The sequence below is a fragment of the Psychrobacter maritimus genome, assembly GCF_904846345.1.
GTDB classification, from domain to species: Bacteria; Pseudomonadota; Gammaproteobacteria; order Pseudomonadales; family Moraxellaceae; genus Psychrobacter; species Psychrobacter maritimus.
Window position 1 is genome coordinate 26,151 of sequence record NZ_CAJHAJ010000011.1, and the last position, 12,707, is coordinate 38,857.

Here is a 12,707-nt window from a genome sequence, read left to right on the forward strand (position 1 = left end):
AATTAAGCTGACGTTTTTTATGGATTATACTTGAGGTAAGACGATAAATTGTAGTGAAGAAGTAATGCGCTAGGCGCGGGTTTCGCCGTGACCGTAAACGATCCATTTTTGCGAAGTTAAGCCTTCGAGTCCAACCGGTCCACGCGCATGGATTTTATCGGTTGAGATACCGATTTCCGCCCCAAGCCCGTATTCAAATCCATCGGCAAAACGGCTAGAGGCGTTAATCATAACGCTTGCCGAATCGACTTCACGGATAAAGCGTTGCGACTTGGTATAATTGTCGGTAATGATAACGTCGGTATGCTGGCTGCCATGAGTATTGATATGCTCAATCGCTTCATCGATACCCGATACCACTTTCACCGCTAATATAGGTGCAAGATACTCTGTATCCCAGTCTGCGCTAGTCGCCGCTGACAGATGACCTTGAAGGGTAGCATTGTCATTTAAAATAGCTTGTGCTTTATCATCAAGGCGCAGTTGCATGGCATCATCAGCTTTTACGATGGCTTCAGCAATTTTTGGTAATAACTCATTGGCAACTGATTCATCGACCAACAGCGTCTCCATAGTATTACAAGTACCATAGCGATGGGTTTTGGCATTGACGCTGACCTTGATGGCAATATCGGCATCGGCGTCGCTATCAATAAAGGTATGACAGTTACCATCTAGATGTTTAATGACAGGGACGCGGGCATCACGGCTGATACGCTCAATCAAACCCTTACCGCCGCGTGGCACGATAACATCGACATATTCTGTCATGGTAATCAGCTCGCCAACAGCAGCGCGGTCAGTGGTTTCTAACACTTGCACGCTATGCTCAGATAAACCGACCTTGTTTAAGCCTTTTAAAATACATTTGGCAATCGCTTGATTGGATTCAAAGGCTTCAGAGCCACCACGTAAGATAATGGCGTTACCGGACTTTAGCGCAAGCGAAGCCGCCTCCAAAGTGACGTTAGGACGCGACTCATAAATCATACCGACCACGCCAAGTGGTACGCGCATTTTACCCAAATGAATACCTGATGGCTGATAGGTCATATCAGTGACTGCGCCGATAGGATCGGGCAGCGCGGAGACGTCTTTTAAGCCTTGCAACATACCATCAAAGCGCGCGTCGTTTAGCTCTAGGCGATCTAGTAGAGCGGCGTCTAAGTTGTTTTTTGCACCCTTATCCATATCGACTTTATTGGCCGCTAAAATATCGGCTTTGGCGCTTTTTAATTCGTCATAAATTGCCATCAAGGCGGAATTTTTATCGCCAGTATTGGCCGCCGCCAGCGCTCGTGATGCGGCACGTGCTTGCTGACCAACGCTTTGCATATAAGCGGTAACATCTGTGGTATTCGATTGACTCATAAATTAACTTCCTTATAGTTATCAATAGAGGGTTTGCAGATTAGTAATGATGAATCCTAAATAATGAATCCTAGATTTTATAACATGCTCATATATAGGTTGAGGCATAAAGAAAAGCAGCTAAAGCCGCCAATTATTATCAGCAATCTACCAAAGTATATTTTTTAGCGCCTGTCTGTTTTCTAGAAACTGATGGCTTTTTAGAAATTAAGGGCACTCTGCTATTTAACATAGAGGAGATGAGGACGATAGTAAAGTCGATTTTGTGAACAAAGACCGTTTATCAAGCACTGCAGAGTTTTCTTTAACCTTGTTTTTAGGGTTATTTACTAAATATTTGGATTGATGTTTTTACTCGTATTTAAATTTTATCCATAATAAATAGCATTTAGAAATAAAAAGATAAGCAGTTAAAAGTCAGGGCGCTGTTACGTATTTTTAACAGAACTGCGCTGTAACTGCTAAGGTAGTACTGATAAATCGTGAGTATAGTGGGCGCTAATATGAAAAATACTTATGATGGAGAATAAAATGGCGATTGAAAATAAAACCTATAAAAACTGGTTAACGGTTGGTTTGGTGGCAGCGGCCTTAAGTGTCAGTGCTTGCGGTAAAAAAGATGAAGCGCCGATGGATGTCGAACCAACAGCCGATGCTCAGACAGCGGTAGAAGATGAAGCGACTGGCGTTGCTACAGCAGGCAGCAATGATGATGCTGCGGTAGCTAGCGCAAACGACAGTGCTGCCAACACTAACGAAAATATGGTCGTCGGCGAAAATGATGATGTGGCAGTCGCAACGGCCGATGAGGCAGAGGTACTCGACGGTACTGAAAGCGAAGAGCATGTTTCGACCTACTAATGCCGCAGATAAAACAGCGCTAACGGCGTTAAGATGATAAAATGAGGCCCATAACTGACTGTGCGTTATGGGCCTCATTTTATAAAGGGTATTGCTTGGTCAAAAGCTCATAGGCAAAAGCGACAAGGTTTGCCTTTTTATTGCATTATAGGCGACAATATCGCGCCTTTATTGAACCCATCATAACGTTATCAAAATAATGCGACTAATACAGCACTACTAAAATACTGCTCGCTTTAGCTTTGTATTACTCATACTGATAAAGCAGCTATTAATAGAGTTACTTATTATAGAGCTGTTTGATAGCGCATTTTTTATTCATGTTTTCACTCATATTTATTGGAAGTCTGCTAAACCATGCTTGATACTGCAAAGAATCCGACTCGGCCTATCGCCTTAGATCTACAAGACGTCCATAAAAGCTATGGCTCATTAGACGTGCTAAAAGGGGTGTCACTCACCGCCTATGATGGCGACGTCATCTCTATTTTAGGCTCGTCTGGCTCCGGTAAGTCGACCTTGCTGCGCTGTATTAATCTGCTCGAAAAGCCCAATCAAGGTCGTATCATCATCGGTAATGATGAGCTGATGCTCAAACCTACTAAGTCGGGCGAATTGCAAGCGGCAGATATCAAGCAGCTAGAAAGCTTACGTGCGCGCGTGGGATTTGTTTTTCAGAACTTTAACTTGTGGCCGCACAAGACCATTTTGCAAAATATCATCGAAGGGCCAACGCAAGTCCTAAAAATCAAAAAAGCCCAAGCGATTAGTGATGCTGAAAAGCTGCTCGATAAAGTTGGTTTGCTTGATAAAAAAGACGCTTATCCAGCGAATTTATCAGGCGGTCAACGTCAGCGTGTGGCGATTGCGCGTGCGCTTGCGATGCAGCCGCAGGTGTTATTATTTGATGAGCCAACCTCGGCACTCGACCCTGAACTGGTCAATGAAGTGCTCGCCGTCATGCGCGAGCTTGCTGAAGAGGGGCGTACCATGTTGATTGTCACTCATGAGATGCGCTTTGCCCGTGAAGTATCAAGCAAGGTGGTGTTCCTTCATCAAGGTGTGATTGAAGAGATTGGTACGCCTGAGCAAGTCTTTGATAACCCGAAATCTGATCGCGTTAAAGACTTTATGGCCTCGCATCGCAAAAACTAACAGGACATTTTCATTTGTTTTAATTTTAGTCGTTTCAATTTTATTTACTTTAACTTTAACGGCTTTAGTTTTAACGGTTTTGATTTAGACGCTGCTTTAAGTTTTAAATGTTTAAAGCGATTAAAACGCCAAAATTACTCATTGGTAATTTTCTTAGGGTTTTTATTACTCAATAATCACAGTCGGTATGCAAAACGTTTGTTTTTGATATTTGAGTCAGGTATTATCAAAAGGTTTACAGGCAGTTGCTTATGATGCCTGCCTGTGTTTTCTGTGCATTGAATTGCTTTTCTGGCAGGGACGTCAGAGAACAAAATATCAGAACCCTATATTAAAAAATCCATCAGAATTTAAGGAATGTATGATGTCGAATTCTCGCCTATTGTGGTCATCGATGACCGTTACCGCCGCGCTCATGCTTGGTGCTTGCAGTCAGCCTGCTAACGAAGCTACTGATACCAATGCCGATGCCCCTGCCGCAGAAACAGCTGGTAAGACCATTCGTATCGCTACCGAGGGCGCTTACCCTCCTTTTAACTATACCAATGCCGATGGCAGCTTGGCGGGTTTCGATATCGATGTTGCCAATGCGTTATGTGCGCAAATGCAAGCCAAATGTGAAATCGTTGCCCAAGATTGGGACGGTATTATTCCAGGCTTATTGGCGCAGAAATATGACGCCGTCATCGCTGGGATGTCTATCACCGCTGAGCGTCAAGAAAAGGTCGATTTCAGTGAGCCGTACTTTGCCAATACCATGGTTTGGCTCACCGATACCAAAGGTGGTTTTGACCCTAAAGCAATTAAGAGCCTAACCCTTGGTGGTCAACGTTCAACGACTCCGGGTGCGTACTTACAAGACAATTATGAAGGCAAAGACGGTAATACCGTTAAGCTTTATGATAATTATGATAATGCCTATTTAGACCTAAAATCTGGTCGTAGTGATGCCGTACTTGCTGAAAAAGTCTCTGCCAAGTCATGGTTAGCGGACAACCCAGAAGGCTTCGGCATCGTGGGTGATGAGATTGATAACGACGATAATATTGCCATTGCTGTTCGTAAAGGTGATTCAATCAAAGACGACTTTAATAAAGCGCTGAGCGAAATCCGTAGTAACGGTGAGCTTGCCCGTCTTGAACAGGAAAACTTCGGTCAATAATTTGCTTGCTACGCTTTGATAAGAGTCTTCAATCAATAGACTGTTTTGAGAAGCGTTGATTAACGAATGACTGACCCATTGCGGATTAACAAACGGCTGGTCAATATATTAAGGAATAAACCCTATGATTACTTCAATGACATCATCAATAAGCAAAAAAGCCTTGTGGCTTGCCCCACTTAGTGCGGCGATGCTTATGCTTACGGCTTGTAATAACAGCTCAGCACCGACTGAAAGCACTGAGACAGATGCCGCTACTGATGCGCCTTTAAACATCAAAATCGCTACAGAATCCAGCTATAAGCCTTTTAGCTATACCGACGCTGATGGCAAATTAATCGGCTATGAGATTGAGCTGGTCGACGCTCTATGTGCGCAAATGAAAGCCGAGTGTGAAGTTATCTCGCAAGATTGGGATGGCTTAATTCCGGGGCTCAATGCACAGAAATTTGATGCCGCCATCGCTGGTATGTCAATCACGCCTGAGCGTAAAGAAGTCGTAGAATTCAGCGACCCATACTTTCATACTGGCATTATCCTAATCGGTAAAAAAGGCGATGATATTAGCGTCGATGGTCTAAAAGGTCAGCCGATTGCCTCACAGCGCTCAACGGTTGCGTCACAGTATCTGCAAGAAAAACATGCTGACTCTGATATCAAACTTTATGATACCCAAGACAATGCTTACCTAGACCTAACCTCAGGTCGTGTCCGTGCCATGATGTCTGATAAAGTTACGGGTATTGATTGGCTAAAAACCGAAGCGGGTAAAGACTACGAAGTTAAAGGGCAAGAAATCAGCACCAGTGATGATGCGATGGGCATTGCCTTCCGTAAAGGCGATCCATTAGTTGCTAAGTTTAATAAAGCACTGGCTGAACTTAAAGACAACGGCACTTATGACCAAATCACCGGTAGCTATTTTGGTACCAGCTCAACAGCGGCGGCACAAAAAGCAGTAGCGACTGAGGGTGTCAAAGAAGTGGTGGTGGTTGATGATGGTAATGTCGATGCCAATGCTGTGATTGCTAAAGAAGAACAAGCAGAAGCTGCGACTAACTAATAGGACTTTTCATAAAGGCCTATTAGATAAGCGCTGGTTTTAATAAAGCACGTTTTGACTAAAGCGTGCTTTATGCCATTTGTAATATTTTGCTAAGTGATAATGCCAAGTAACAATGCCAAGTCTAAGTAATAATACTAATTAATAATACCCAGTAACAACATCAAGGATGATTATGAGCAACCATCTTCTCTCAGCCAGCATATTTAGTACGTCTGCTACTTCTTCATCCGCCAGTAAACCTTTCTTAAAGGCAAAGCCGATGCTAGCCCTAACGGCATTATTGGCGTTGGCGGGTTGCAGTAATGGTCAAAATGAGACTAACGAAACCGCTAGCTCAGAGGCAACGAAGACAACAGAAGCGACGGAAAATAACAGCGCTGCGGCAGATGACAATGTGCTACGTATCGGTACCGAAGGCGCTTATGCACCCTTTAACTATACCAATGCTGATGGGACGCTTGGCGGCTTCGATGTTGAGATTGCCAATGCTATCTGCGACGATATGCAGATGACCTGTGAGATTATGGCGCAAGATTGGGATGGTATTATTCCTGGCCTTAAAGCGGGTAAATACGATGCCATCGTCGCGGCAATGTCGGTAACGCCTGAGCGCGCAAAGCAAGTTGCTTTTACCGATCCGTACTTTAGCAATGCGTTGGTATTTTTAGCCAAAAAAGACAGCAGCTTTGATCCAGCTAATAGTAGCGATATCAATGCGCATTCTATTGCTGCGCAGCGCTCGACTATCTCTTCACAGTGGTTAGAAGATACTTATCCAAAAGCCAATATGAAGCTTTATGATACCTTGAGTAATGCCTTTTTAGATTTGGGTTCCGGTCGTGTCGATGCCATGATATCTGACAAACTGCCAGCGTTAGAATGGCTTGGCTCAGCGTCAGGTAGTGATTATGTGTTAAAAGGCGATGAGATTGATATTAATGATAACTTTGCTATTGCCGTGCGTCCTAATGATGAAGCCCTGCAAGCAAAAATCAATCAATCATTGGCCAATATAAAGTCTAATGGCACTTATGATAAAATCAATCAAAAGTATTTTGCTGTACCAGTAAGTGCAACGCCAACACCAGCATCAACAACAGCACCAACAACGTTAGATAGCGCCGCACAATAGCGGTTTGATACTATATGGTTCGATACTATTAGTATCTTGAATGAATGCTGTATTAATAAGCATAAAGACATTTAAGCGAAAGACATTGCCATGATGGCGATGTCTTTTTTGCTTTTTATAGCAAATCATTGCGTTTTAAGCGTGATTGACAGTCGGGTTTTATCAAATCTCACTGATTTATTTGATATTTATGCTGATAAGCACCTATTTAGACAGTGCTTTTACGCGTCAGTATTAACATAGCTGGCAGCGAGTATGATAAAATCAGCGCTCATTTCTACTGTGTCAATTAACGCCGCAATAATCGTATTATCTGACGTCACTCTATGACGCAAAAGGCCAAGGTCTATTTGATCTGGCAGACGATTATCAGCAGCGCTCAGCTATTGATGCTGATTCTTTTAACTCATATTTTGCAAATTGCTAATATAAAGAGACTGAGTGGATAATTGTGTTTGATTTACAAGGATTTGGCGCGCTATTACTAAGCGGCGCTACCGTCACCATAAAACTTGCCATGACCAGTCTGATCATCGGCATGTTCTTAGGCTTGCTCGGTGCCACAGCAAAGCTGTCTAATATCTGGCTGCTGCGTAAGCTTGCGACGGTCTATACCGCCACGATGCGCGGGATTCCTGAGCTGCTACTGGTACTGTTTATCTATTATGGTGGCTCTATCGTGCTGATGAGCATCCTCAAAAAGTTCGGCTATAACGACTATGTCGAGATTAGCGCTTTTTGGGGCGGCGTCATGGCATTGTCTATTGCTTTTGGTGCTTATGCGACTGAAATTTTTCGCATGTCGATTCAAGAGATTCCAATAGGGCAACGCGAAGCAGCGCAAGCGATTGGGATGCGTCCTTTTCAGACCTTTTATCGTATTACCTTGCCGCAAGTATGGCAAATTGCGCTGCCGGGTTTGGGCAATTTGTTTTTGGTATTGCTTAAAGATACGGCCTTGGTCTCGGTTGTCGGTCTTAAAGACATCATGTATCAGTCCTCGCGTGCGGCGCAGTCGACACAGCAGCCATTTACTTTTTATATGGCAGCGGCGATTATTTATTTGGGTCTGACCATGTTGATTACCGGCTTTATGATGTGGCTTGAATGGCGCGCCAATCCGGCGGCGCGTTATGCTAAAAAGCTCAGCCGTCAAACTAGCCCCCATCAAACCACTCAAAGTCAATCGACCATAGGGTAGAGGAGAGATACTATGGATTGGAATTGGCAGGTCATTTTTGACCATATCCCTGATTTACTTAATGGCGCGGTATTGACCGTACAGCTAGTCGTTTTCTCGGGTATTATCGGCTTGTTTTTTGGTTTGATTTTGGCGTTATTACGACTGTCTAAAAATTGGCTAGTGCAAGTATTACCGTTTTTATATATCTTCTTTTTCCGTGGCACGCCGCTACTGGTACAGATATTCCTGATTTATTATGGTCTTGGGCAGTTTGAAGCGGTACGTAACTCGTTCTTATGGGAGCCGGTACTTAGCCAAGCTTACTGGTGTGCGATTATTGCCTTTACCCTCAATACCAGTGCCTATTTGGCAGAAATTATTCGCGGTGCTATCCAAAATATTCCTGTGGGCGAGCTTGAAGCCGCTGATGCGATTGGCATGTCAAAATGGCAGAAGCTGACGCGCATTACTTTACCGCGTGCCTTTGGTATTGTGATTCCAGCCTACAGTAATGAAGTTATCTTTATGCTAAAAGGTAGTGCATTGGCATCAACCATTGCTTTGATGGATATCACGGGCGTTGCTCGTACGATTAGCGCGCGTACTTATACCTTGATGGAATTGTTCTTTGCCGCCGGTGTGGTTTATCTCTTGCTATCGTGGGTTATCTTATTTAGCTTTAGATTGTTTGAAAAGCGTATGAATCGTCACGCCAGCTACGTACCACCCGATGTGGTTACCAATACGATTCCTTAGTAATAGTAAATATAAGATAAAAATCTACTCCTAAATGTTTATAAATTGCCGTGAGAATCTAATATGAGCCAATCACCACATATGTCTTTAGCCGATGCGATTGCTGCGGGCGTTAATGATAACAGTGCTAACGATGCCAATGAGCGTTTACGTGCGTCTATCGGTAAAGTGGTCTGCGTCGGTCGCAACTATGCGGCGCATGCTGAAGAATTAGGCAATGAAGTACCTAAAGCACCGATATTGTTTATGAAGCCTGCCTCTTCGGTGGTGTCTATCCGTCAAGGCGTTGTACGTCCAAATCCGGCGCTATATGGTGAAACGCATTACGAAGCTGAGCTATGTGTACAATTAGCCGCAGACTTATCAGCGGCAACGATTGAAGAAGCCAAGCAAGCTGTCGGTGGAGTGACATTGGGTTTAGATTTGACCTTGCGTGAGCTACAAGCCGAGCTAAAGGAAAAAGGTCATCCTTGGGAGCGCGCCAAGTGCTTTGATGGCGCGTGCGTGCTTGGCGATTGGCTTGACCCGCAAGTATTTGGCGATTTCACAGATATTCATTATCAGCTGACTATTAATGATGCGCTCAAGCAAGACGGTGATAGTGCCTTGATGCTATTTCCTGTTTATGAGTTATTGGTAAATATCAGTCACGCCTTTAGCTTGCAAGCAGGTGATGTGATTATGACTGGCACGCCAAGTGGTGTTGGCGCCTTACAAGCAGGCGACCAATTGAGCTTAAAACTGGGCGCTCATGAATGGCAGGCAGAGGTTAAGTAAGCTATCAGTTAGCGGTTAATGATAAATTTATTAATGACCATGCTTTCAATGACGAATCTCTAAATGACAAAGCTCTTAATGCCAAAACTGCTATTCACTATTCACTATCAAAACCCCAAATACTATTTGGGGTTTTTTTATGTTAAAAACTGAGCATAATGATGATATATTTTGCTTAGTAAAAACTTAAAGAATGATAAATAAAATACTAAGAAAAACACGATAAGTTCTATCTATACTCATACTCTTGTAACCGTTATGACAATAAAGATACGGGATAGTTCAATCATTATCTTCTGTTTATGGCATTTACAGGCTAGTATGGCAAATCTCCTTAATTGCTCGATGTATCAAAACTATGCTCAAACCAAGACCTTTAGAAAGCATTCATGATTTATTTGCTACCACTCGGCGTCCCCCTGATGAACTGGATACTGACGAAGGTTTTCAAGGCGATGTCTATGAAGAGTTGGCGAAACTTGAATATATTTATGTCGATGAGCTAAGCGCAGAAACGGTCGATAACAGCTATAGCAAACCGCATCAGCCTATATCCTTGGTAGATTTCTTTGAAGGCTTGGCGCAGCTAGCTACGATGGGCGTGGTTGAAGTCACGGATATTGTAGAAGCTATCCACCGTGAGATTTTATTGCGTCCTTTAGGGCGCTTTAATAAAGGCAACCTTGAGCATTGGCAGCGCGGTATCACCGGTCGCATTTATGGCACGGTACGTCAGGCGATGCAAATGGTCGGCAATAATATCGCCACAGGGATGCGGCTTTATAACACGGTTTTAAAGCCCAAAAAGATACAGCCGTTGCCGAAAAACTTACGCCGCGTGGTTAATATTTTAAACGGCGTCATGGGCGATCACCTTGTCACCCATCATAATCCATTGGCCGTATCGATGGTGCTATATGATAAATACAATCGCGTGCAAAGCGATGCACTGTCAGGGCGGGTGATTGTTTTATGTCACGGGCTTTGTATGAGTCACTTAAGCTGGCAAGTAGCTGACGAGGGCAATCTGGCTGAAACGCTGAGTAGCAAGCTGCCAAACACGACAGTTTTGTATTTGAATTACAATACTGGTCGACGTATCTCCAGTAATGGACGTAGCTTTGCAAAAGTTTTGCAAGATTTGGTGGAAAATAATCCCGATATCACCCAGCTTGATTTAATCGGTCATAGCATGGGCGGTTTGCTGAGTCGTAGCGCGCTATTTTATGGTAAAGAACAAGGTTTTAGCTGGGTCGAACGCGTGGGCAATCTTATTACTTTAGGCTCGCCGCATCATGGCGCAAGCTTGGAGCAGATTGGGCATTTTGTTCAAGATAAAATCGCTAAATTGCCTTTTGCAGGCTCATTAGCCAAGTTAGGCGACTTACGCAGTGCAGGTATTATTGATTTACGTTATGGCAGTATTCGCGATGCGGACTGGAAATCAGCTGAAGGGCGCAGTGTGCTGCCCGCAGAATTTCGCCACCCGACGCGCTTACCTTTGCATGTAAATACCTATCTGGTCGCGGCAGCTATGGTTGAGGTGCATTATAAATCCAAGACCACAAGCTTACTCGGTGATGGGCTGGTTTCGGTAGAATCGGCGCTTGGCGAGTATACCGAAGAGCATACGTTGAATGTGCCCGAGGGTCATAAGGCGATTTTTTATGGTGTCAATCATATGAATTTAATTTATAACGATAGGGTACATCAGCAAATCATTGCTTGGTTAGTAGCCAATAGACAAGGGGATGCACATGAAGCGAAATATGCGCTTGAGGACCGTATTTACTCTTACCCAGAAATAGATGAAGTTGCGGATTAAGAGTTCTTGAAATTATTAATATCACCTTTAATGAGCCTAGAGCCGTAAATGTGGAATAGTAAAAAAAAAAAGCCCTCAAGCATGATACTTGAGGGCTTTTTGAATTAAGCAAAATCAAATACGCACAATCAAATAAATAAAATTAAAGACTACTCAGCGAAAATCGCCGCCACATCATCTTTATTAAATTTATAGACTTCACCGCAAAATCCGCAATCCATCTCAAAAGTACCGCCTTGCTCTGCAACGATATCTAAAACTTCAGTTTCGCCGATTTGCTCGATGGCCATTTCACACTTCTCGCGTGAGCAGGTACAGCCAAATGATAAAGAAACAGGGTCAGGGGCGACGACTTTTTCTTCATTATATAAGCGATAAAGAATCTCGTTGGTATCAAGCGTGGTCAGCTCTTCTGCTTTCACCGTGCGCGTGAGCACACTTAAGCGCGTCCACAAATCATCATCGATACCAGCGTCTTGGTTCTGCTCGACTTCATAGGTTTCTTCAGCCGTACGAGGTAGCATTTGTACCAAGATACCGCCCGCTTGCAAACCATCAGAGGCCAAGTTAATCAGCGTTGGAATCTGCGCCGATTGCTTTTGATAATGCGCCAAGCAGTCCGCCAAATTATCATGGCTACGCTCAACGATACCTTGATACGGCTCGCCGCCATCAGGTTGGATATTGATAAACAATACACCTTGACCAGCAGCACCCAATTCCGCAAACGCTTCTTTTGCGTGCAGCATATTTTCCCATGCTTGCACTTGCTCGTCAGTGTCGCCTTTCCAGCTGGCAAGGGCACGGATGATACCGTCTTGGTCACATTCAGCCATTGCCCAATTCAGCAAGCTGTCGCTGTCTGATGACTGCAACTGAATCGATAAACGACCATTGATTTTAACGGTACTGATTAGCAAACTTGCTGCCGTTAGCATCTCGCCCAATAAGCGCTTAATCGCTTCAGGGTAAGGTTTTTGCGCAATCGTCGTTGCATAGCTGCGTGATAGGCGCACCACATCGCCGCGCACCGGTGAATCTTCGATAAAAAAGCGTTGGCGCACGTCGTTATCATGATGCTGAACAACCGCTTGGCTCTCAGTATTTGGGGCTTGAGTATCTTGTGTCATAGGTCATAGGTAGTATTAAGAAGTTGTTAGCTTTATGGGGATTGATCATAATTTATCAATCGCAGCGCTTAGATTGCTTGCTGATTTTAAGTTATTTATCAAAAATAAAGGCTCGTATTCAGCGCCTAAATAGCCTGTAGTATTTTCTACGCTTATGGTGGTTTTATTGGCTATCTATTAAGATAGATAAGCTTAAGTATTTTGCAAGTCGCCCTTATTAAAAAAAGTTTACCCCCACCGCTCAAATTGTTGTACAGTAACATTAAGTTGCATAGTGATAAATAACAGC

11 protein-coding genes are annotated in these 12,707 nt (G+C 43.7%); 9 read left to right on the forward strand and 2 right to left on the reverse strand.

Annotated features, from left to right (window positions below; genetic code table 11):
• Positions 1-69 precede the first annotated feature (69 nt).
• On the reverse strand, positions 70-1,371 hold the full coding sequence (locus JMX50_RS11915) for a glutamate-5-semialdehyde dehydrogenase (RefSeq protein WP_201629700.1): 1,302 nt from the start codon (positions 1,369-1,371) through the stop codon (positions 70-72).
• A gap of 516 nt (positions 1,372-1,887) precedes the next feature.
• Here JMX50_RS11915 and JMX50_RS11920 point away from each other — a divergent pair.
• The 9 genes from JMX50_RS11920 (at position 1,888) to JMX50_RS11960 (ending at position 11,288) form a co-directional block, all read left to right on the forward strand.
• Positions 1,888-2,232 (forward strand): hypothetical protein, encoded by a 345-nt coding sequence (locus tag JMX50_RS11920; protein ID WP_227671045.1) that lies wholly within the window; start codon positions 1,888-1,890, stop codon positions 2,230-2,232.
• 357 nt (positions 2,233-2,589) lie between these two features.
• The gene (locus JMX50_RS11925; RefSeq protein ID WP_201629704.1) at positions 2,590-3,387 is read left to right on the forward strand and encodes an ABC transporter ATP-binding protein; all 798 of its coding nucleotides are present in this window, start codon (positions 2,590-2,592) and stop codon (positions 3,385-3,387) included.
• A 361-nt stretch (positions 3,388-3,748) separates the two neighbouring features.
• On the forward strand, positions 3,749-4,549 hold the full coding sequence (locus tag JMX50_RS11930) for a transporter substrate-binding domain-containing protein (protein WP_201624726.1): 801 nt from the start codon (positions 3,749-3,751) through the stop codon (positions 4,547-4,549).
• Positions 4,550-4,673: 124 nt separating this feature from the next.
• Positions 4,674-5,612, forward strand: coding sequence for a transporter substrate-binding domain-containing protein (locus JMX50_RS11935; RefSeq protein WP_201629705.1), 939 nt, complete (start codon positions 4,674-4,676; stop codon positions 5,610-5,612).
• A gap of 175 nt (positions 5,613-5,787) precedes the next feature.
• Positions 5,788-6,747 carry an ABC transporter substrate-binding protein gene (locus JMX50_RS11940; RefSeq protein ID WP_201629706.1) on the forward strand — a complete coding sequence of 320 codons (960 nt, stop codon included), beginning with the start codon at positions 5,788-5,790 and terminating at the stop codon, positions 6,745-6,747.
• Between the two features lie 451 nt (positions 6,748-7,198).
• The gene (locus JMX50_RS11945) at positions 7,199-7,948 is read left to right on the forward strand and encodes an ABC transporter permease (protein WP_201562301.1); all 750 of its coding nucleotides are present in this window, start codon (positions 7,199-7,201) and stop codon (positions 7,946-7,948) included.
• Between the two features lie 12 nt (positions 7,949-7,960).
• Positions 7,961-8,686 carry an ABC transporter permease gene (locus JMX50_RS11950; protein WP_149490594.1) on the forward strand — a complete coding sequence of 242 codons (726 nt, stop codon included), beginning with the start codon at positions 7,961-7,963 and terminating at the stop codon, positions 8,684-8,686.
• A 63-nt stretch (positions 8,687-8,749) separates the two neighbouring features.
• Positions 8,750-9,463, forward strand: coding sequence for a fumarylacetoacetate hydrolase family protein (locus tag JMX50_RS11955; RefSeq protein WP_201629709.1), 714 nt, complete (start codon positions 8,750-8,752; stop codon positions 9,461-9,463).
• A 358-nt stretch (positions 9,464-9,821) separates the two neighbouring features.
• Positions 9,822-11,288, forward strand: coding sequence for an alpha/beta fold hydrolase (locus JMX50_RS11960; RefSeq protein ID WP_201629710.1), 1,467 nt, complete (start codon positions 9,822-9,824; stop codon positions 11,286-11,288).
• A gap of 149 nt (positions 11,289-11,437) precedes the next feature.
• Here JMX50_RS11960 and JMX50_RS11965 read toward each other — a convergent pair whose 3' ends face one another.
• A complete protein-coding gene (locus tag JMX50_RS11965; protein WP_201629713.1) occupies positions 11,438-12,418 on the reverse strand; it encodes an Hsp33 family molecular chaperone HslO in 981 nt (326 codons plus the stop codon).
• Positions 12,419-12,707 lie beyond the last annotated feature (289 nt).